Raw genomic sequence first — 20537 nt, 5'->3', positions numbered from 1 at the left:
GGCGCTGGAACCATTCTTAAAGCCAATATGACGCCAGAGAAGGAAGCAGCCTATCATGCCGGTCTGCGTGAATGCCTGCAGGCTGGACTGGATGTCTTGCGTAAAGGTGGCAAAGCACTTGATGCTGTGACGGCGTCTGTGATTGCTCTGGAAGAAAATCCGCTCTTCAACGCTGGTCATGGGGCTGTTTTCACGACGGATGAAACGCATGAGATGGATGCGGCCATCATGGATGGTGCAACACGGGCATGCGGCGCCATCTCCGGAATTTGCGGGCCGCGCAATCCTGTTCTGGCCGCGCGTGCGGTCATGGAGCAGACCGAGCATGTATTTTTTGCAGGCGAAGGGGCAAAGCGATTTTGCGAAGCTGCGGGTCTGGAAATGATGGCGCCGGAGTGGTTCTCGACGGAGCAGCGTCGCAAGGCCTTGCATGACGAAATGGCACGTCGTCGCAGTGGTGCTGCCGATGATGGCGATCCTGCCCGCAAGCATGGCACTGTCGGGGCCGTTGCGCTGGATCGTTTCGGTCATCTGGCGGCAGCTACCTCCACGGGCGGCATGACCGCCAAGACCCCGGGACGCGTTGGTGACAGCCCGGTCATTGGTGCTGGAACCTGGGCGGATGACGAGACGGTAGCGCTTTCCGCCACAGGTCACGGAGAATATTTCATTCGCTGGGTGGTGGGTCACGAAGTGGATGCACGGATGCGCTGGGCAGGGCAATCGCTCAATGAGGCGGCTGGCGCGGTTGTCCGCGAGCTGGGTGAAATCGGTGGCTCCGGCGGTCTTGTTGCGGTGGATCGCAAAGGCAATGTCAGCCTGCCGTTCAACAGCCCCGGCATGTATCGTGCCTGGTGCGGTGCAGACGGGGAGATTCATACCGGTATATATAGATAGGGTCGAAGCGCTCGCCTGTTTTTAACAGGGCTTGTTCAACAAGCGTCAGCTTTTCTATTCCAGATTGGAATGGCAAGTCTAAAATTGCATTGGCCAAAGCCTAAATTTGCTGCCTATAAATTTCAAATAACAAAATTGACGGTCAAGGGAGATCACTCCTCGGATTTTCTTCAAGCTCTTGAAAAAGCAAGAAGATTAGCTTCGGATAATGATGACTGGTGCGCCTTTCAAATGAGCGCGAAAATGGGGAAATGAATGACGGAAGCCAAGCGCGTTCTGGAGGGGAAGATTTACTCTTCTGACGAAAAGGCGCAGCTATTCAACAATATGGAGCCGCAAAGCGGTGCCAGTGGAGCGGCAAGTCTTGCGCAACCAGTGCAGGAGTTTCGCTTGCCGGTCAGTGATCTGCATGAACTTTCCGTTTTGGAATATGGCAATCCCAAAGGGATCCCAGCTGTCTTTCTACATGGCGGTCCCGGTGCAGGTGTCTCGGACAAGCAGATTGCCAGTTTCGATCTCAATACTTATCGTGTCATTACCTTCGATCAACGCGGTGCGGGCCGTTCCACCCCTATCGCGGAAATTGCTGAAAACACCACACAGCATCTGATCGCGGACATGGAGACCCTGCGCAAAAAACTGGGTATCAAGCGCTGGCTTGTGGCCGGAGGCTCTTGGGGATCATGTCTTTCGCTTGCCTATGGAATAGCGCATCCGCAGCACTGTCTCGGGTTTCGGCTGCACGGAATATTTCTGGGCGGGCAGGAGGATGTTGACTGGTGGTTCCATGGCTGCCGTGCCATTTTCCCGGATCACTGGCAGGAATTCGCCGAATTCGTACAGGAAAGTGAGCGCGCCGACCTGCTCGCCGCCTACTATACGCGGCTAACGTCTGGTGATCCGGTACAAGAACAGGCGGCGGCCCAGAGCCTGCGCGGATTTTCGGCGCGCACGCAGACCTTCGAACCGGACACGAACCACGTCTCCGAACTTCTGAAGCCGGAAGCGGCCTTGGCCGTATCACGGATTTTTACCCACTATTGCATCAACCGCGCTTTCTTGCCGGAGAATTATCTCATCGGGAGAATTGATCGTATTCGTCACCTGCCGGCTGAAATCGTGCAGGCGCGATACGATACGGTGACGCCGATGATGACGGCCTGGAAACTCAAGGAAGCCTGGCCGGAGGCCGGATTCACCATCGTCACACTTGCCAATCATCAGTCGACGATCGGCCCGATGGCCGATGCGCTGGCAGCTGCATCCGCCCGGCTGGCGCGGCAGTTGGTGTAATCCAGTTCATCAATGCTTGGAATTGAGGACAATTCGATGTTCGATACAAGGACCGCCGATACATCGCTTTCGATGACACACTACATTGATATCTGCAAGGCGGTGAAGCCCGCCGTATCACCGGACGGTGAACTTCTGGTCTATCTCAGCGATGAAAGCGGTACGGCACAGGTTTGGACGCGCTCGCTTGCAGGTGGCAAGCCACGCCAGCTCACCAATCTGCCGGAACCGGTCGGCAATCTTGCCTTCAATCCCAAGAACCGTGATCTGCTGATCACTACAGACTGGGGTGGCGACGAGCGTCACCAGCTCTGGCTGATCGAAAACGCCGAAGGTGAGCCGCGCCTCCTCACCACCGATACTACGGTTGTGCACGCCTGGGGCTGCTGGTCACCGGATGGCACGCAGATCGCTTATGGCGCTAATTATCGCGACCGTTCGCACATGGATATTCATGTGATGACCGTTGCAACGGGCGAGACGAAATGCGTCTACGAGGGTATCGGTTGGCGCAGCCCCGCAGCTTTTGCGCCCGATGGCAAGTCGCTTCTGGTCAATGATTGCCAGCGTGCCATGACGGATCAGGACCTCTGCCGCCTCGATCTCGAAACAGACGCCTATGAAAACATTCTGCCGCATGAAGGCCGGGCGCGCTATCAGGGGCCGAAATTCTTCAAGGATGGCTCCGGTATTCTGTTGATTGCCGATCAGGAACGCGAATATCTCTCGGTCATGGTCAAGCCGCATGACGCGGCACCGCTGACCGAACTCGCCGCTTTTGAAGGTCAGGATGTTGAAGCGCTCGCAATCTCACCTCATCAAAACAGAATAGCACTCGTCCTGAACCGTCAGGGCTGGAATGATTTGCTTCTGATCGGTCGCGACGGAATGGTGCTGAAACAGCTAGAGATGCCGGTTGTCGGGGTCGTTGCTTCGATTGCATGGACGCCCGATGGCATGTCGTTGATCATGCCTGTGGAAGGTGCAGCGACGTCGGGCGATATCTGGCGCTGCGATGTTGAAAGCGGTGTTTTTACACGCCTGACAGATGCGCCGAAAGCCAAGGTGAAATTGCCGGCCTTTCTGGAACCAACGGTAACGAGCGTTGCAAGTTTCGACGGTCTCGACGTTCCGTATTTCGTCTACAAGCCGGAGCGTGCACCGGGTCGTGATGGTTATCCAGTTATGATCATTGTGCATGGCGGTCCTGAAGCCCAGTGGAAGCCGGATTTCCGGGCGGACATCCAGTACATGCTGGCACGGGGCATCATGGTCATCGCGCCAAATATTCGCGGCAGCACCGGTTATGGCCGCGACTACCAGCATCTCGACGACCGTGAACTACGCATGGACAGCGTCGCCGATCTCAAAGCGGTGCGCATGGCGGTTGCAGCACGTAGTGACGTAGATGAAAGTCGTATTGGCGTGTTTGGCCGGTCTTATGGTGGATTCATGGTCCTCTCGGCCATGACGGAATATCCCGACCTGTGGAAGCTTGGTGTCGAATATTACGGGATCGCCAATTTTCTCACTCTGCTGCAGACAACGGGACCGTGGCGCAAGGAACTGCGCGCCATCGAATATGGTGATGCCGAAACCATGCGGGATGACCTGGAGCGGTTCTCGCCCATCAATCGCATAGGCAATATCGCCGCGCCATTGATGATCGCACATGGTCTGGAAGACCCGCGTGTCACGCCGTGCGAAAGCGAGATGGTTTATTCGTGCCTGCGCGGCCTCGGCAAACCGATCGAATATCTGCGTGTACCGCATGAGGGCCATGGCTTCGCGCGTATCGAAAATCGGCGCCGCGTGTTTGGCGCGCTGGCCCGTTTCATTGACGAGAATCTTTAAGAGCATTGTTGGGAGAGAACACCGTGAAGAATGGTGAAGATATCTGGGACCTGGTGGACGCGAAGAAGGCTGATTTTGAAGCCTTGAGTGACCGCGTCTGGGGCATGCCGGAGATCGCTTATACCGAATATAAGTCCTGTGCCGAGCATGCTGCAATGTTGAAGGAACAGGGGTTCCGTATTGCCGAGAACGTAGCGGGCATTCCCACCGCCGTGATGGGTGAAGCCGGGGATGGTGGACCGGTCATCGCAATCTTGGGTGAATACGATGCCCTTCCGGGCCTCAGCCAGGAAGCGGGTATTGCGGAACCCCGTCCGATCCCTGGTACGGGACATGGCCATGGTTGCGGCCACAATCTTCTGGGGTCCGCCGCCATTTTGGCTGCGACGGCGGTTAAGGACTGGCTGGAACAGACCGGCAAGAAGGGACGTGTACGCTATTACGGTTGCCCGGCGGAAGAAGGTGGGGCGGCGAAGTCGTTCATGGCGCGTGCTGGCGCTTTCGATGATGTCGACATTGCCATCTGCTGGCATCCTGCTTCGTTCACCCAGGTAGACGACGCGCAGTCGCTCGCCAATACGCGCATGGATTTCGAGTTTACCGGACGGGCCTCCCACGCCGCCGCGGCACCGCATCTGGGGCGCTCGGCTCTGGATGCGGTGGAGCTGATGAGCGTCGGTTGCAATTATTTGCGCGAACACATCCCTTCTGATTGCCGTCTTCACTATGCCTATCTCAATGCGGGCGGTATCGCGCCGAATGTGGTTCAAGCCAAAGCCAAGGTGCGCTACGCCATCCGCGCAACCGACCTTCCAGGTATGTTCGCTCTCAACGACCGGGTGAAGAAGGTTGCAGAAGGCGCTGCGATGATGACGGAAACGACCGTCAACATCTCCATTATGAGCGCGGTGTCGAACCTGCTTGGTAATACGCCGCTGGAAATCGCGATGCATTCGAACATGGAACGTCTGGGCGGTGTGCCGTTTGACGATGTGGACCGTGCCTTCGCAGCCAAGATTCAGGCAACGCTTTCGAAGGAAGACATTGAAACCGATTATTTGCGCGTCGGCCAGCCGCTGACAGAAAATGAACCTCTTTGCGACTACGTCTTGCCACGTGAACAGAAGGGCGTGCCGATGATCGGCTCCACCGATCTGGGTGATGTAAGCTGGGTCGTCCCGACCGTTCAGGCGCGCGTGGCAACACATGCGATCGGCTCGCCCGGTCATTCGTGGCAGATCACCGCACAAGGCAAGATGCCAGCCGCGCATAAGGGCATGGTCTACGCCGCCAAGGTGATGGCGGGCACTGCACTTGATGTTCTTCAGAACGAGAAAACGCTGAACGACGCCAAGGCTGATCACAAGGCTCGTACGGCAAAGACGCCCTATACCTGCCCGATCCCGCCAGACGTCAATCCGCCGCTCCAACCGCGTCCAGCAGACTGACTGGCTGAATAATTGCATTTCGTGCCGCGCGGACTCGCGCGGCACCTTTCGAAAATGCTCAACCATAAAAGGGGATAATAATGCAAAAACAAAAGACAACCATCTTGCGCCGTACCACAACACTCGCACTTGTCGCCGGTATGAGTGCTGCGACGTTCCCTGCTGAGGCCGCGTCGCCACCGAACGCGCTTGTCATGGCGTGGAACATCGACGCTATCAGCACTTTTGACCCAGCACAGATCGGTGAGGCGGCTACCAACGAGATCATCCAGAATATCTGCGACCCCATGGTTGATTTCGATCCGGCTGACGAGACCAAGATCGTGCCGCAACTCGCCAAAAGCTGGGACGTCTCGCAGGACGGTCTGCAGATCACGTTCCACATGCGCGATGACCTGAAGTTTGATAATGGCGACAAGGCGACGGCGGGCGATATGGCCTGGTCGCTCCAGCGCGCGGTCAAGCTGGGTTTTGGCAATGCCGCGACGTTGACAGAATATGGTTTCACCAAGGACAATGTGGACCAAACCATCTTGGCACCTGACGACGACACGGTCGTTTTCAAGCTGGACAAGCCCTATCCGGTCAACCTCATTCTGGCGGCGATCGCTGCCAACCGGGTTGCCAGCCTTCTTAATCAGAAGGTGTTGATGGAGAACCAGGTCGATAATGACATGGGCAACAAATATCTGGCCACTCGGTCAGAATGCGTCGGCCCCTACAAGTTGATGCGGTGGAACCCCGCCGAAGTGGTTATCCTTCAGGCGACCGACAATTACTGGGGAGAAGCACCGAAGCTCAAACAGGTACTGATCTGCCATGTTTCAGAAGCGGGAACTCAACGGCTTCTGCTTGAAAAAGGTGACATAGACATTGCTCGCGATCTGACGCCGGAGGACCTGCGCGATCTCGAAGCCCAGGACAAGGTGACCGCTTCACGCTCGCTAAAGCCTTCACTGTTCTATTGGAATTTCAACAATGCCGATCCGATCTTCGCCAATGAAAAGGTGCGGCTCGCGATGCGCTATCTCATTGATTACGAGGGCCTCGGCAAGACGGTCATCAACAATGTCGGCGTGCCGCGTGCGAGCTTCGTGCAGCTAGGTGCTTTCGGTGCACTGGATGAGAAGGAAGGGCAGCCATTCAAACTCGATGTGGAAAAGGCTCGTGAACTACTGAAGGAAGCCGGTTACGAGAAGGGCTTCGAGACGACGATGTTTATCAGTACCGCGCCTTATGCGGCTCCGATTGCCCAAAGCATTCAGGATGCCGCCGCCAAGGTCGGCGTGAAGATCAAGATCGAACGCATGGCCAACGCGCAATTGTTCAGCCGCATTCGCGGTCGTGAGTTCCAGACGTCGCTGATGGGCTGGCAGACCACCGTTCCGGACGCGCATGGCAATGCTTCGCGTCAGATTTTCAATCCTGATAACCGAGCTGAGGCCAAGCAGACCATGTATCCGAGCTGGCGCGCGAGCTACTTCAACGAAGCCGTAAACAAGGAAGTCGACACGGCTTTGTTCGAGAAGGACGAGGCCAAACGCAAACAGATGTATATCGATCTGCAGAAGGAGATGATGGAGAAGGGGCCGCACGCCTTCATTTTCCAGATCTATAATGTCGCTGGCGTTAACAAGGCTATGAAGAACTGGAGCTGGAACGGCTTCCGCGTCTACTACGATCTGGCCGCGAAATAGCGAGAATAGCGTTCCCGGTGGCTTCCTCACAGTCGCCGGGCGTTCTTCGCTTCGATGGATGACCGTGTGACCGCTTGTGGCTCGCAGTGCGATCCTGGCCCGGCATCCCGTTTTTCTCTTTCGGGAATTTGCAGATGACGACGCACGAAATCATGGAAGACGTGGAGGAGGCGGACCGCGACAGGGAAGCCGGTCCGGTGCTTCAGTTTCTCGCCGCCACAGTGCGCCTGATCATTTCAGTGGCGATTACGCTTCTGGGACTGGTCACACTAACCTTTTTCATCAGCCGCCTTTTGCCGCTCGATCCGGTTATTGCCATGCTGGGGGACAATGTTTCCCAAGAAGCCTATGACACGATGTATCGTAAGTTGGGTCTCGACCAGCCGTTGATCGTGCAATACGGCCTATACCTCAAGAATGCGCTTATGTTCGATTTTGGCAATGCGCTGACTTCCGGTCGTCCGGTACTAGAAGATATTGCACGCGTCTTCCCAGCCACCATCGAACTGGCGACCGTGGCTATCGTCATCGGCACCACGCTTGGTATTCCGCTTGGTGTTTTCTCTGCCATGTATCGCAATTCGCCGCTGGACCATGCCGTGCGTATGGTCAGTTTGCTTGGCTATTCTACGCCGAACTTCTGGCTCGGTCTGATGGCACTGCTGATCTTCTATGCCACGTTGGGTTGGATCGGTGGGCCGGGGCGGATCGACTTCATCTACGAATATTCCGTCGAACCGACGACCGGCTTCTTGCTTCTCGACAGCGCAATGCAGGGGCAGTGGGATGCATTTTGGAACGCTGTAAGCCATATCATCATGCCGGCCCTGATCCTCGCTTTTGGTTCCATGGCTTATATCAGCCGCATGACGCGTGGCTTCATGATCGAGCAGCTCAATCAGGAATATATTATCACTGCGCGCGTGAAGGGGCTGTCCTGGGCGCGTACCGTTTGGGGCCATGCCTTCCGTAATGTGGCGGTTCAGGTCGTGACGGTGGTGGCGTTGTCCTATGCGTTCCTGCTGGAAGGTGCGGTGCTGACCGAAACGGTGTTCGCATGGCCGGGCTTTGGGCGCTATCTCACCAATGCGCTTCTGGCGGGTGACATGAACGCGGTGGTGGGCTGCACGCTGATCGTCGGCATCCTGTTCGTCGGTATTAACCTGATCAGCGATCTTCTGTATCGCGTTTTTGATCCTCGCACACGATAGGACACTGCCGATGAACACCCACACCAGCACATCGTCGGCCCAAGCTTCCAATTCTCTGCGGGGTTGGCTGACTGCCCCCGTGCCTATTTCTGCCTTTCAGGCCAATATCCAGCAGTTACGCCTTTCCTGGTTCAAGCTGATGGCCAATACATCCGCCGTGTTCGGTCTGGCCGTAATCGTGCTTTTGGTACTGGTAGCTATTTTTGCGCCTCTAATCGCCACGCACGACATTGGTGCCAACAATCTCGCTAACCGGCTTCAACCACCGTCATGGGGGCATTTCTTTGGTACGGACGAACTGGGGCGCGATATTTTCAGCCGCCTTGTCTATGGCTCGCGCATCACGCTTTACATCGTGACGCTGACTGCTGTCATCGCTGCGCCTATTGGTCTCGTCGTTGGCACCACCGCAGGCTATATGGGCGGCTGGGTTGATACGGCACTGATGCGTATTGTCGATATCTTTCTTGCTTTTCCTAGTCTCGTGCTCGCGCTGTCCTTTGCTGCAGCGCTTGGGCCAGGCATCGAAAATGCCGTTATCGCCATTTCGCTCGCCGCATGGCCACCGATAGCCCGTCTTGCACGTGCCGAAACACTGACCATCCGCTCGTCTGACTATGTGGCCGCCATTCGTCTGCAGGGGGCTTCCACGATGCGGGTGATTACGAAACATGTCGTGCCGATGTGCATTCCGTCGGTGGTGATCCGTATTACGCTCAACATGTCTTCGATCATTCTGACGGCCGCCGGCCTTGGCTTTCTCGGTCTTGGCGCACAGCCGCCAAGCCCGGAATGGGGCGCGATGCTTTCCAGTGGTCGCGAATTCATGATGACCTCGTGGTGGCTTGCTGCTGTACCCGGCACTGCAATCTTGATCGCGAGCCTCGCCTTCAACTTGTTCGGCGACGGTTTGCGCGACGTTCTCGACCCCAGAAACGGATAAGATCGATGACAAAACCATTGCTTGAAGTTGACGATCTGTGGGTGTCGTTTCCCGGCGCTGACCGCAACATCGATGTCGTTCGTGGTATCAGTTTTTCCATTGGTCGCGAAAAGGTTGGCATTGTAGGCGAATCCGGCTCCGGCAAATCGATAACTGGGCGCTCGATCCTCAAGCTGACACCAAAGGCGGCACAAATTCGTGCCAAGAGCCTGCGTTTCGGCGAGATTGACTTGCTGTCGGCCAGCGAACGTCAGATGCGCGGTGTACGTGGCAACCGCATTTCGATGATCCTTCAGGACCCGAAATATTCGCTCAACCCGCTGATCCGTATCGGTGATCAGATCATGGAAGCCTATCGGCTACACCATCGGGTGAAATCGGCGGCGGCGCGACAGAAGACAATTGCCATGCTGGAGGCCGTGCATATTCGCGATCCCGAGCGTGTCATGCGTCTGTTCCCGCATGAGATTTCCGGTGGCATGGGTCAGCGGGTGATGATCGCAATGATGCTGATCCCTGAACCGGACATGATTATTGCTGACGAACCGACCTCCGCGCTCGACGTGACTGTGCGGCGTCAGGTTTTGACTGTTCTCGATGAATTGGTCAGCCGTTCAGGTACTGGGTTGATGTTCATCAGCCATGACCTCAACCTGGTGGCGGACTTCTGCGACCGGGTACTGGTTATGTATGCGGGGCGCATCATGGAAGATCTGCGGGCCAAGGACCTGCACAAGGCGCGTCATCCCTACACGCAGGCGCTTCTGGCAAGTCTTCCTCGGCTGGATCAGCCGGTCGATATGCTAAAGGTGCCCGAACGCGACAAAAGCTGGCTCACCGAGCCGACGCTGGTGGGAGAAAACTCATGACACATGCCGCCAACTCTCCATTTGTAGATGTTTCGGACCTTTCCATCAGCTTCGGCAAAGGGCGCAAGCACGCCACTGTCGTCAGGAAGGTAAAATTTCATATCGAGCGCGGTGAGGCTTATGGCCTGATCGGTGAATCCGGTTGTGGCAAGTCCACGATCCTGCGTGCTCTCGCAGGCCTCATCCCGCACCATCAAGGCAATTTCGTTTTTGATGAACAGAAAATGGGCGGCGAGCGCGACAAAGCGTTTTTCCGTCGTGTGCAGATGGTGTTTCAGGACCCTTATGCTTCGCTGCACCCGCGCAAGCAGGTGCACAAGGTGTTGGCGGAATCGCTTGCCATTCACGACATGGATCGCAAAGACGAGCGTATTCGTGACGTATTGCAGGCGGTCGGTCTCGGCCCAAGTTTCCTTTATCGCTATCCGCATGAATTGTCCGGTGGTCAGCGTCAGCGCGTCGCAATAGCGCGTGCGCTTATCATCGAGCCGGATGTGCTGCTTCTCGATGAACCGACATCCGCGCTCGATGTTTCCGTGCAGGCGGAAATTCTCAATCTGCTCAAGGTACTGCGCCGCGAGCGCAATCTGACCTATCTCATGGTTTCGCATGACCTCGCCGTAGTGGCCCATATCTGCGAGCGTGTCGGGGTCATGCACAAGGGCATCATTCTGGAAGAACTGACGGCAGACGATCTTCGTCATTTGCACGCCAAGGCTGAATATACGCAGGAATTTCTGCAGGCCAGCGTGGAAGCCGTCGCACATAATCAGGCTAGGGAAATACGGGTATGAACTATCATTCGGTGGCCAATCCTGGACAGGAATGGGAACGTTTGAAGAGTCCTGCTGCGGCGGGTTGGTCGGAAGCTGGACTTCGTGCTGTTGATGCTTACGCGGACCAACAGGAAACCGATGCGTTGATGGTCATCCAAGGTAACAAGATCGTCCACACATATGGTGACATCACACACAAATATCTCTGCCATTCCATTCGCAAGAGCATCCTTGCTGCACTCATGGGGCAGGATGTGGCTGATGGCACCATTGATCTCAGTCTGACGCTGGAACAGCTAGGTATTGATGACAATGAAGGCTTGAGCGAAGTTGAGAAGCAGGCGACGGTTTATGATCTCCTGACTGCGCGTTCCGGCGTTTATCATCCCGCGGGCTACGAGACGCCATGGATGCGGATGATCAAGGAAAAGCGCCACTCCCATGCGCCGGGTACTTTCTGGTGTTACAATAACTGGGATTTCAATGCGCTCGGCACTATTTTCGAGCAGTTGGCCGGCAAGACCGTACACCAAGCTTTCGATGAGCGTATCGCAAAACCGCTCGGGCTTGAAGATTTCAGACTGGATGGTGACAAGCCGGATGGCTGGCATGATCGCTTTACGGAAAGCCGGCACGCCGCCTACCCGTTCCGTCTGTCGACACGCGATCTGGCACGCTTCGGCCAGCTTTATCTGCGCAATGGCCGCTGGAACGGTGTATCCGTTCTACCTGACGGGTGGGCGCAGGAATGTGTGATGCCTTACTCTCATGCTGGTGCACGTGGCGCTTATGGCTATATGTGGTGGCTGGAGAGAGACGGTGTGTTCTTCCCCGGTGTGGTGACACCGAAAGGCAGCTATGCAGGCTTCGGCGCTGGCGGCCATTTCTGCATCATATTGCCCGCGCTTGATATGGTGATTGTGCATCGCGTGGATACCGACATTGCTGGGCGCCAGCTCAATCGACACAAGTTCGGGCGTCTTTTGAAGCTCATTCTTGATGCTTTTCAGGGGTAACGTCATGCAGCAGAAGGAGATGACAGTCGCACTCGCGATTGCTTCGGCATGTGCAAAACCAGTGTTGAGTGCCAATGCGCGGGAACTGGCGCGCGATGCCATTTTAGATACCTTGGCCTGTATGCTGGCAGGTCGTGACGACGACAGCACGCAAAGCGTTGCGAAAGCCTTTGCAGAATTCAGCGCTGGTGGAACTGCTTTATTGGTTGCGGGAGGAACAGGCAGCCCGATGTTCGCTGCGCTGGTCAATGGTACAGCAGCGCATGCGCTCGATTTCGACGATAATTTCCTGCCCGGTATGAGCCATGCCTCGGCGGTGATCGTGCCCGCTATCCTGGCGCTGACCGATCTAGATGAAACCACAGGGGGACGTCTGATCGACGCCTATCTGGCAGGACTGCAGGCGCAGGCGCTGGTAGGCGAGGGCCTGGGACAGGCACATTACACAGCTGGCTGGCACGGAACCTCAACCGTGGGGAGTATTGGCACGGCTGTCGCCACGGCTCATATGCTCGGTCTCGACATCGACACGACCACACAGGCGATCACTATCGCTGCCAGTTTCGCATCCGGCACGAAAGGACAGTTCGGCACGCTGATCAAGCCGTTTCATGCAGGCATGGCCGCGCGCAATGCCGTTGAGGCTGCATTGCTCGCAAAAGCTGGAATGGAGGCACGGCACGACATTCTGGAAGGTGAACAGGGTATTCGTGAGTTATTTGCTGGGGATTCACGTCTCGGTTGGAATATCGATGATATCCTCACCGATAAGGCGCATGTGATTGAAACGGCCGGTGTCATGCCGAAACGGCATCCTTGCTGTGGGTCCACTCATATGATCATCGACTCATTGCTTGATCTTAAGGAAGAGCACGGGTTTGATCCCGAGGATGTTGTGGCTGTAGATGCATTGGTTGGGATCGCGAACTATCGCAATCTTACCTATATGCAGCCGGCCGACCAGATGCAGGCACGCTTCTCCATGCAATATTGCGTCGCGCGCGCGCTGCGGCAGGGACATCTGGCACTAGCAGATTTCACCCCAGAGGCTGTGGGTGCTTTCCGGGATGATCCACTGCTCGATGTTATCGCCATGCGAAGTTATTCGATGGAGGAAGAACGGGTATCAGCGGAAAAGCTGCCGCATGTCGCAACTGTTGCACTGAAAAACGGGTGTGTTTTGCAGGCATCGCGCAGTTTCGCCGTCGGTACTCTGCAGCAACCGTTCAGTGCCGATGACCGGACGCGAAAATTTCTGGATTGTTCTGCGGCGATTCCGGCGGCGGATCAGATCTATTTGGATTTGCGTGATCTTGACGATGCAGAGAACCTGAAAGCTGTTGCGGCGCTTTTCAAGCAGCCTTGATGTTTTAACTCGGCGCAAGACTTCCGGCGTTGTGGCCACTTTTCTGGGAAACCAGTTGTGAGGCGCGGCGCCAGAAGAGTTCCGCCTGTTTGTTCCTGAATTGGGGGGTTCGGTAAACACGGATTTCGATCAACAGATCGGTGTTTGTTTCACCGGCGCGGACCAGCACGCCACGCTTCAACTCATCGTCGACAAGGCTTTCCGGTATCCATGCAACACCGTGTCCGGAGACCGCCATTGCCTTGAGTGCGACAGACATGCCGTTTTCGTAAACCGTGTTCAATTCGAAACGATGTTTCTCAAACAGCCAGGGCAGTGCGAGAGAAAAGAACGAGTTGCCACGATAGCTGAGGAAGTCGATAGGTAGCGACTTTTCCTTCAGGCTATGCAGGGCCCGTCCATTCGGCGCAGGAGCGGATACAGGGATGACCCTCTCGGTGCCCAGTGCCAAAAACGGATAACCGCCAAGATCGTCCATCTGCGGAACAGCCGGATGCGCATAAGTCAGAAAGAAGTCACAATGCCCGCTGACGAGTGTGGAGATATTACCGACGAACGATGAATGCGGATCGGCAAAACGAGCGCGGAATGAAGCCCCAGAAGCTTCAATCTGTGCCATCCAATGCGGGAAGAATGTGAGCGACAGCGTGTTGAGTGTTGCGAAAGAAATGATCTCCCACGTTGCGCTGTAGCCGTCGCTGACACTCTTGCGAGCACTGAGCAGCATTTCGAGAGCGTCTTGTGCCCGCGGAAGAAAGCATTCTCCGGCCTTTGTCAGGCTTATTGGGTTGGATGAGCGATCGATTAGTGGCAGACCAACCCAGTCTTCTAGTTGCTTGATGCGCTTGCTGAGAGCGGACTGTGTGATATTGCGGTCACCTGCAGCACGGGAGTAGCTCCTGTGTTCCGCGAGGCTGACGAAATCTTCCAGCCATTTTAGTTCCATAGTCTGCACCAATGCATCGGATAAGCGAAAATGATCTCGTCCTGATTTAGAACGCGATCCGGCTCCATTAAGTTAGAACCATCCGATGTTTTCGATCAAACGATAATCTGACTGATAGTGATAAACAGATAGAACTACCCACCTGATTGCCTTTACATCGAGTCGCGTACGCGCTCCCATGCCTTGGTCAAATGGCGTCCCAATACTTCAGACAGTCGGGTCGCATCGCGGGCTTCCAGCGCCTCGATCATTTCTTGGTGCTCAGATACAGCCGCCGCCCATTTCTCGGCGCCTTCGTGGCCGACGAAACGGATCCGCTTTAATCTCGTCTGCAGCATCTGGTGAATGTCAGCGAGCGTGGGGTTCTTGGCAAGGCGAACGATGGCGAGATGAATCTGCTGGTTCAGTTTGTAATATTGCAGTCGGTCAGCATGCTTGTAGCGTTCGATCATTTCATCGTGTAGCGAACGAACCTCGGCGATTTCCTTGTCGGTCGCAAGCTCGCAGGCGAGTTTCCCAGCAAGTTCTTCCAGAGTACGCAGGACCGTGAGCATGTCCCTGACATCAGCTGCACTGAACCGTTTCACAACAGCACCGCGGCTTGGAACAAGCTCGACGAGTCCCTCGCTGGCCAGATACTTGATCGCCTCACGCAGCGGTGTCCGGGACACGCCGAGTTGTTCTCCGAGCTGGCCTTCATGCAGGCGCGTGCCGGGCTCCAGTTGCCCTTCGATAATCATGTCGCGCAGATGGTTGACGAGCATATCGTGCAAGGCAGTGCGGCGGAACGCTTGTGAGCCGTTGTCGGCTTGCCCGGTTTTCTGAATTTCGTCCATCGGCCTTTTTCTCAAAGAGTGGTTTCGAATCCTCATCGCACCAACTGAGGCGAAGATGGCTGGCCTGCTTTCAACCGTCAACATAAAATGCTGCATACAGAATACAAAATGCTTGTGCTGCGTGGAAGGCCATATTATGAATGCTGCATACAGAATGCAGACGAGGAGGATGCTAATGACCGTTACTGGCGCTGAACCGAGCGTGATCGCGCTTGCAATGGGGGATCCAGCTGGTGTCAGTCCGGAGCTGACAGCCCGTCTGCTCGCTTTGCCGGATGTCAGAAAAGAAGCGCATATCATCGTCTTCGGTGATCGCCGCATTCTGGACGAAGGTGCGTATATCGCAGGGGTTAAGCTTGATCTGCAGGATGCTAACCTCGAAAATGCGCCTAACATGCCGGTCGGCAAACACGTCTTCGTTGACTTGAAAAATCTCGATCCGAAGGATGTTGTGCGTAGCGAAGCCACGCTGGTTGGCGGAACTTTCGCGACCCAGAACTTTCGTACCGCACTGAAATTTGCCGATGCTGGACATGCGCAGGCTGTTTGTTTTACACCGTTCAACAAGCAGGCGATGCGGTTTGCCTATCCGGGTTACGACGACGAAATCCGCTTTGTTGCCGATGTGCTGAACTTCACAGGTAAGGTGCGTGAGTTCAACGTTCTGGAGAAAGTCTGGAACGCGCGCGTGACGTCGCATATTCCGCTCAAGGATGTAGCTTCGACCTTGACTGTTGAAGGAATTCTCGCCGAGCTGGAACTGGCTTGGGTGTGCCTGAAGAAAGCGGGATACGACAATCCGAAGATTGCGGTGGCCGGGCTCAATCCACATGCCGGTGATGGCGGCAGCTTTGGCATGGAAGAAATCGACATTATTGAGCCTGCAGTAAGGGCAGCGAAGGCCAAGGGTTTCGACGTCGATGGTCCGTTCCCGGCTGACACAGTGTTCCTGCGTGCGCTGAAAGATGATTTTCAGGCGGTGCTGACCATGTATCACGATCAGGGTCAGATCGCGATGAAGCTGATGGGCTTCGACAAAGGTGTGACAATGATGGGCGGATTGCCATTCCCGCTTTGCACGCCCGCTCATGGAACAGCCTACGATATTGCTGGAAAGGGCATCGCCGACGTGGGAGCCACGCGCGAAGCGATCCTGCTCGCGGCACGAATGGCGAAAAGAGCAGCAGCACTTTCAGACGCTGCCTGATTTTCGTCATTTTGACACTATCGGCATGGGGGGAGGCCCATGCCGCTTAACTGGGAGGATAGACCATGAAGAAGTCTTTGCACATTGCTTGCCTGGCAGCAGGAGTGGCAGTAATCGCATCATCCGCTTTGGCATTCGAGCCGACACGGCCCGTGGAGTTTGTCGTGACTGCCGGACCGGGCGGCGGTACGGATATTTTCGCGCGTACGATCCAGTCGATCATCGGCAAGTATGACCTGATGAGCGCGCCAATCGTCGTCACCAACAAGGGCAGCGCAGGCGGAGCGGAAGGCTTTGTCTATACCGCTGGCTATAAGGGCGATCCATACAAGCTCGCTTTCGGTACCAACAACGCCTATCTTTTGCCAGTGCGCGCGAAGGTTCCTTATAAGTCGGTGGATCTGGTTCCAGTTTCAGCACTGGCATCGGACGAATTCATTCTTTGGGTCAACGGAAAGTCTGATTTCAAGACAGCTGCGGAGTTCATCGCCAAGTCGAAAGAAGATGCGGGCATGAAGGTTGGTGGCAGCCAGTCCAAGGACGTTGACCAGATTTTGACATCCATGATCAACGATGCGACGGGCTCTAAACTCGGCTATATCCCGTTCAAAAGCGGTGGTGAAGCCGCCGTCCAGCTGGCGGGCGAGCACATCGCGGCCAATGTCAACAATCCGAGTGAGAACCTCGGTCAATGGCAGGCGGGCATGGTGAAGCCGCTTTGCGTCTTCAAGGGCGAAAAGCTCAAGGGCGAAGGTAAGGTTGCTGGTGATATGGGGTGGAACGACATTCCAACCTGCAAGGAAGCAGGAATCGCTATCGAAAATTATTCCATGCCGCGCACCGTATGGCTTCCAGCAGGTGTCGATCAGGACGTCGTTGATTACTATGCAGGCGTACTCAAGAAGGTTGCCGAGACACCAGAATGGGCGAAGTATCTTGCCGATAGTTCGCAATCTGCCGCCTATATGAGCGGTAATGAACTCTCATCCTTTATCAAGAGCGATGAAACAGCGGTAACGGCCGTGTTGAAGCGTGAAGGTTGGCTTGCCAACTGACGTTTTGTGCATTCATGCAGGCGCCAATGGCGTCTGCACCATTCATCGAAGGAGCTCATCCCATGAGTGAGAAAGGTGAAGGCGGCGTTTCCCGGTTCGTCATCGAAGCGGGCGTTGCTCTCCTGACCGGCGCGCTGGGGGCGGCGGTTTGTTACGGCTCACAACAGGCTGGCACAGGCTGGACGGAAATGGGGCCGGATGCGGGGTATTTCCCGTTCTACATCGGGCTGCTGATCATGTTCGGAAGTGCGGTCAATCTCGCTGTGGCATTTATAAAACATCGTGGTAGCGGGGAAGTATTTGTTGAACTCTCCCGGCTGAAACCGGTTCTCGGTTTCGCTCTTCCGCTGGTTGCCTTCGCTGCCATATCCGCGGTTCTCGGACTTTATGTCGGCACAGCACTCTACATCGCTGGAGCGATGATGTTTCAGGGACGCTACAAGTGGTGGGCTTCATTGCCAGCCGGTATTGCCGTCTCTCTCTTCTTTTTCGTCATTTTTGAAATCGGCTTCAAGGTTCCGCTCCTTAAAGGTCCGGTCGAGGCTTTCTTCGGCATTTATTGATACCGGAAAGTCCGATGTCTTTGGAGGAAAGACATGGAAAACTTCAGTCTCCTGATGGATGGCTTCGCCCACATACTCAGTTTCAATCATGTTCTGCTGATGATGCTGGGCGTGACGCTTGGAATTCTTGTTGGCGTCCTGCCGGGATTGGGTGCGCCCAACGGCGTTTCCCTGCTTTTGCCGCTGACATTCACGATGGACCCCATTTCCGCGATTATTCTGCTTTCCTGTATGTATTGGGGGGCATTGTTCGGCGGATCAACGACGTCCATTCTGTTCAATATTCCAGGTGAGCCTTCGTCCGTTGCCACTACTTTCGATGGATATCCGATGGCGAAGGCCGGACATGCGAGCCGCGCCCTGACGCTGGCATTCGTTTCGGCTGGTATAGGTGCGCTGGCCGGCGTGGTAATGATAACACTGCTCTCCAGCTGGGTCGCCAATTTCGCACTGCGATTTTCATCGCCAGAGTATTTCGCTGTTTATTTTCTGGCTTTCGCCAGCTTTATATCCATGGGTGCTCAATCGCCCTTCAAGACGCTCGTTTCCATGATGATCGGTTTTGCCTTTGCCTCGGTGGGCATGGACACTATCTCCGGCAATTTGCGCCTGACATTTGAAATACCGGAACTCATCAAGGGTATCTCCTTTCTGATTGCAGTGATGGGCCTGTTCGGGATCGGTGAACTGTTGCTGACGACGGAGGAGGGGCTGCGTTTTGATGGAATCAAGGCACGGGTGCGCCTCGGCGAGATCGGGCGTACGCTACTGGAGATACCGCGTTACTGGTTCACGCTTGCACGCTCAACGCTGATCGGTATCTGGATGGGCATAACGCCCGCCGGGCCAACGGCTGCATCCTTTATGAGCTATGGCGTGGCTCGTCGTTCCGCCCGCGATAAATCGAAGTTCGGCAAGGGGGACCCGCGCGGTATCGTGGCTCCGGAAACCGCTGACCATTCTGCCGGTACATCTGCGCTTCTCCCCATGCTGGCACTTGGTGTTCCGGGGTCGGCTACTGCTGCTGTGATGATGGGCGGCCTGATGATCTGGGGGCTCACTCCTGGCCCGACATTGTTTACGGATCGCCCGGATTTTGTTTGGGGACTGATTGCATCCATGTATCTCGGTAATATCGTCGCCGTTATTCTGGTGATTGCGACCGTGCCGCTCTACGCATCTATTCTGCGCGTGCCGTTCTCGATCATCGGACCGATCATTGTCGCGGTCATTTTCTCCGGCGCTTATCAGGTCGCCAACTCGATAACCGACGTCTGGCTGGTGATCGCATTTGGCGTGCTGGGCTATATCTTCAAGAAACTCGACTATCCGCTGGCACCATTGGTTCTCGCCATGGTTCTCGGAGACAAGGCAGAAGATGCATTCCGTCAGTCGATGATGATGTCCAGCGGTCAGCTTTCGATATTCTGGTCGAATGGCCTGGTTGCATCGCTGATGACGCTCGGCGTCTTCCTGCTTGTTTCACCCGCCATCTTCTGGGGCATTGGCAAACTGCGGAACCGGAAACCCGAAATTCCCTCCGGTAACGGCAACGTGGCCTGATGTCGATGGATCACGCAAAAGAACAGGAATGTAAGTTGCAACAGACGACTTCCAAATGGACACGCGAAACCTGGCCAATTGCAGCAGCGATGATCCAGTATCCCAATATGCTGCCAGATGGCAGTTCGGTGCAGGATCAGTCGGCGGAAGATTGGGCCCGCACTTTGTCCGACGTTGCGGATGCAGGGTTTACCGAACTCGATCCGACTGACAGCTGGCTGCGACTGGCTGACTTGTCATCCGTCCGTCTCAGTGAATTTATGGCGGTCGTCAAATCGCTCGGCTTTACTATGCCTGCAATTTCGACGTCGCGACGCAGCGTGATCGACGCAGAACACGGCGACGAATATCTGGCTTATGGTCACAGGGTTATCGACACCGCTAAGGAAATTGGCGCGAGCTGCGTTTCCTTCGGGCTTTTCGAACCGCTGACGGACGCTCAAAAACAGGCATTGTGGTTCTGGACGGTCGATGGTGCTAAGAACCCGGACGATCCGGTTGTGTGGAACAAGGCTGTTGTGCGAATTCGTGAACTCGGTCGCCATGCGGAGGAGCTTGGTATAGAGCTGTCGCTTGAAATGTACGAGGATACCTATCTCGGCACCGCGGACAGCTCGGTCCGTTTTGTCGAGGACGTGGGGCTCAACAATGTCGGGATCAATGCCGATCTAGGTAATCTCATCCGTCTGCACCGTCCAGTCGAACATTGGCAGAAGATGATGGAGAAGGTAGCGCCATACGCAAAGTTTTGGCACGTTAAGAATTACACCCGTACGGAAGACCCAGCATCCGGTGTGACCGTCACGCATCCAGCTCCCCTTGAAAGCGGGATCATCAATTATCGTACGGCTATCAGGATGGCGCTGGATCACGGTTTTGCCAGCCCCTTCTTATGCGAACATTATGGTGGCGACGGGCTCTCCGTTTCGGCTACAAATCGTGACTACCTGCGCCGCATCCTGCCACGCGGCTAATGACCCAGACCAAGGACTGTTTC

The 20537-nt window shown here is 55.6% G+C and carries 18 protein-coding genes; 16 read left to right on the top strand and 2 right to left on the bottom strand.

Annotation, left to right across the window (positions count from 1 at the left end):
- From AAE521_RS23055 to AAE521_RS23005, 11 genes are all read left to right on the top strand, one after another.
- Positions 1-897 (top strand): isoaspartyl peptidase/L-asparaginase family protein (locus tag AAE521_RS23055; protein ID WP_342062607.1); only part of this gene is annotated, 897 nt, incomplete at its 5' end.
- Positions 898-1152: 255 nt separating this feature from the next.
- Entirely contained in the window at positions 1153-2190 is a 1038-nt protein-coding gene (gene pip / locus AAE521_RS23050) for a prolyl aminopeptidase (protein WP_342062606.1), read from the top strand.
- Positions 2191-2226: 36 nt separating this feature from the next.
- The gene (locus AAE521_RS23045) at positions 2227-4044 is read left to right on the top strand and encodes a S9 family peptidase (protein WP_342062605.1); all 1818 of its coding nucleotides are present in this window, start codon (positions 2227-2229) and stop codon (positions 4042-4044) included.
- A 23-nt stretch (positions 4045-4067) separates the two neighbouring features.
- Positions 4068-5492, top strand: a complete 1425-nt coding sequence (locus AAE521_RS23040) for a M20 family metallopeptidase (protein ID WP_342062604.1) — start codon at positions 4068-4070, stop codon at positions 5490-5492.
- A gap of 80 nt (positions 5493-5572) precedes the next feature.
- Complete coding sequence (locus tag AAE521_RS23035; RefSeq protein ID WP_342062603.1) at positions 5573-7189, top strand: ABC transporter substrate-binding protein; 1617 nt, start codon at positions 5573-5575, stop codon at positions 7187-7189.
- A gap of 134 nt (positions 7190-7323) precedes the next feature.
- The gene (locus AAE521_RS23030; protein WP_036578792.1) at positions 7324-8400 is read left to right on the top strand and encodes an ABC transporter permease; all 1077 of its coding nucleotides are present in this window, start codon (positions 7324-7326) and stop codon (positions 8398-8400) included.
- Positions 8401-8410: 10 nt separating this feature from the next.
- Positions 8411-9343 (top strand): nickel transporter permease, encoded by a 933-nt coding sequence (gene nikC, locus AAE521_RS23025; RefSeq protein WP_071633866.1) that lies wholly within the window; start codon positions 8411-8413, stop codon positions 9341-9343.
- Between the two features lie 5 nt (positions 9344-9348).
- Entirely contained in the window at positions 9349-10212 is an 864-nt protein-coding gene (locus AAE521_RS23020; protein WP_342062602.1) for an ABC transporter ATP-binding protein, read from the top strand.
- On the top strand, positions 10209-11006 hold the full coding sequence (locus AAE521_RS23015) for an ABC transporter ATP-binding protein (protein WP_071633864.1): 798 nt from the start codon (positions 10209-10211) through the stop codon (positions 11004-11006). Before AAE521_RS23020 ends, AAE521_RS23015 begins: the two co-directional genes overlap by 4 nt.
- Positions 11003-12004, top strand: coding sequence for a serine hydrolase domain-containing protein (locus tag AAE521_RS23010; protein ID WP_342062601.1), 1002 nt, complete (start codon positions 11003-11005; stop codon positions 12002-12004). The genes AAE521_RS23015 and AAE521_RS23010 overlap by 4 nt, the downstream gene beginning before the upstream one ends.
- A 4-nt stretch (positions 12005-12008) precedes the next feature.
- Positions 12009-13370: an MmgE/PrpD family protein gene (locus AAE521_RS23005; RefSeq protein ID WP_342062600.1), complete on the top strand. Its 1362-nt coding sequence runs from the start codon at positions 12009-12011 to the stop codon at positions 13368-13370.
- 4 nt (positions 13371-13374) lie between these two features.
- Here the strand turns inward: AAE521_RS23005 and AAE521_RS23000 are convergent, their stop codons facing one another.
- Both AAE521_RS23000 and AAE521_RS22995 read right to left on the bottom strand, forming a co-directional pair.
- A complete protein-coding gene (locus tag AAE521_RS23000) occupies positions 13375-14316 on the bottom strand; it encodes a LysR family transcriptional regulator (RefSeq protein ID WP_071633862.1) in 942 nt (313 codons plus the stop codon).
- Between the two features lie 152 nt (positions 14317-14468).
- Entirely contained in the window at positions 14469-15152 is a 684-nt protein-coding gene (locus tag AAE521_RS22995; RefSeq protein WP_071633861.1) for a GntR family transcriptional regulator, read from the bottom strand.
- Positions 15153-15327: 175 nt separating this feature from the next.
- Between AAE521_RS22995 and AAE521_RS22990 the strand changes: the two genes are divergently transcribed.
- The 5 genes from AAE521_RS22990 (at position 15328) to AAE521_RS22970 (ending at position 20514) form a co-directional block, all read left to right on the top strand.
- Positions 15328-16359 (top strand): 4-hydroxythreonine-4-phosphate dehydrogenase PdxA, encoded by a 1032-nt coding sequence (locus AAE521_RS22990; RefSeq protein ID WP_071633860.1) that lies wholly within the window; start codon positions 15328-15330, stop codon positions 16357-16359.
- Positions 16360-16424: 65 nt separating this feature from the next.
- Positions 16425-17414: a Bug family tripartite tricarboxylate transporter substrate binding protein gene (locus AAE521_RS22985; RefSeq protein ID WP_071633859.1), complete on the top strand. Its 990-nt coding sequence runs from the start codon at positions 16425-16427 to the stop codon at positions 17412-17414.
- Between the two features lie 62 nt (positions 17415-17476).
- Positions 17477-17977: a tripartite tricarboxylate transporter TctB family protein gene (locus AAE521_RS22980; RefSeq protein ID WP_071633873.1), complete on the top strand. Its 501-nt coding sequence runs from the start codon at positions 17477-17479 to the stop codon at positions 17975-17977.
- 33 nt (positions 17978-18010) lie between these two features.
- Positions 18011-19540 carry a tripartite tricarboxylate transporter permease gene (locus tag AAE521_RS22975; protein ID WP_342062599.1) on the top strand — a complete coding sequence of 510 codons (1530 nt, stop codon included), beginning with the start codon at positions 18011-18013 and terminating at the stop codon, positions 19538-19540.
- The gene (locus AAE521_RS22970) at positions 19540-20514 is read left to right on the top strand and encodes a sugar phosphate isomerase/epimerase family protein (protein ID WP_071633857.1); all 975 of its coding nucleotides are present in this window, start codon (positions 19540-19542) and stop codon (positions 20512-20514) included. Before AAE521_RS22975 ends, AAE521_RS22970 begins: the two co-directional genes overlap by 1 nt.
- Positions 20515-20537 lie beyond the last annotated feature (23 nt).

The sequence above is a fragment of the Brucella cytisi genome, from assembly GCF_038433355.1.
In the GTDB taxonomy this organism is placed as follows: Bacteria; Pseudomonadota; Alphaproteobacteria; order Rhizobiales; family Rhizobiaceae; genus Brucella; species Brucella cytisi.
The sequence above is the reverse complement of the archived record's forward strand: the minus strand, read 5'-3'. Positions and strand labels throughout refer to the sequence as shown.

Excerpts from the sequence above, each read along its gene's own strand:
- pip (WP_342062606.1), top strand. The coding sequence starts at position 1,153 with ATGACGGAAGCCAAGCGCGTTCTGGAGGGGAAGATTTACTCTTCTGAC.
- AAE521_RS23045 (WP_342062605.1), top strand. The coding sequence starts at position 2,227 with ATGTTCGATACAAGGACCGCCGATACATCGCTTTCGATGACACACTAC.
- AAE521_RS23035 (WP_342062603.1), top strand. The coding sequence starts at position 5,573 with ATGCAAAAACAAAAGACAACCATCTTGCGCCGTACCACAACACTCGCA.
- AAE521_RS23030 (WP_036578792.1), top strand. The coding sequence starts at position 7,324 with ATGACGACGCACGAAATCATGGAAGACGTGGAGGAGGCGGACCGCGAC.
- nikC (WP_071633866.1), top strand. The coding sequence starts at position 8,411 with ATGAACACCCACACCAGCACATCGTCGGCCCAAGCTTCCAATTCTCTG.
- AAE521_RS23020 (WP_342062602.1), top strand. The coding sequence starts at position 9,349 with ATGACAAAACCATTGCTTGAAGTTGACGATCTGTGGGTGTCGTTTCCC.
- AAE521_RS23015 (WP_071633864.1), top strand. The coding sequence starts at position 10,209 with ATGACACATGCCGCCAACTCTCCATTTGTAGATGTTTCGGACCTTTCC.
- AAE521_RS23010 (WP_342062601.1), top strand. The coding sequence starts at position 11,003 with ATGAACTATCATTCGGTGGCCAATCCTGGACAGGAATGGGAACGTTTG.
- AAE521_RS23005 (WP_342062600.1), top strand. The coding sequence starts at position 12,009 with ATGCAGCAGAAGGAGATGACAGTCGCACTCGCGATTGCTTCGGCATGT.
- AAE521_RS23000 (WP_071633862.1), bottom strand. The coding sequence starts at position 14,316 with ATGGAACTAAAATGGCTGGAAGATTTCGTCAGCCTCGCGGAACACAGG.
- AAE521_RS22995 (WP_071633861.1), bottom strand. The coding sequence starts at position 15,152 with ATGGACGAAATTCAGAAAACCGGGCAAGCCGACAACGGCTCACAAGCG.
- AAE521_RS22990 (WP_071633860.1), top strand. The coding sequence starts at position 15,328 with ATGACCGTTACTGGCGCTGAACCGAGCGTGATCGCGCTTGCAATGGGG.
- AAE521_RS22985 (WP_071633859.1), top strand. The coding sequence starts at position 16,425 with ATGAAGAAGTCTTTGCACATTGCTTGCCTGGCAGCAGGAGTGGCAGTA.
- AAE521_RS22980 (WP_071633873.1), top strand. The coding sequence starts at position 17,477 with ATGAGTGAGAAAGGTGAAGGCGGCGTTTCCCGGTTCGTCATCGAAGCG.
- AAE521_RS22975 (WP_342062599.1), top strand. The coding sequence starts at position 18,011 with ATGGAAAACTTCAGTCTCCTGATGGATGGCTTCGCCCACATACTCAGT.
- AAE521_RS22970 (WP_071633857.1), top strand. The coding sequence starts at position 19,540 with ATGTCGATGGATCACGCAAAAGAACAGGAATGTAAGTTGCAACAGACG.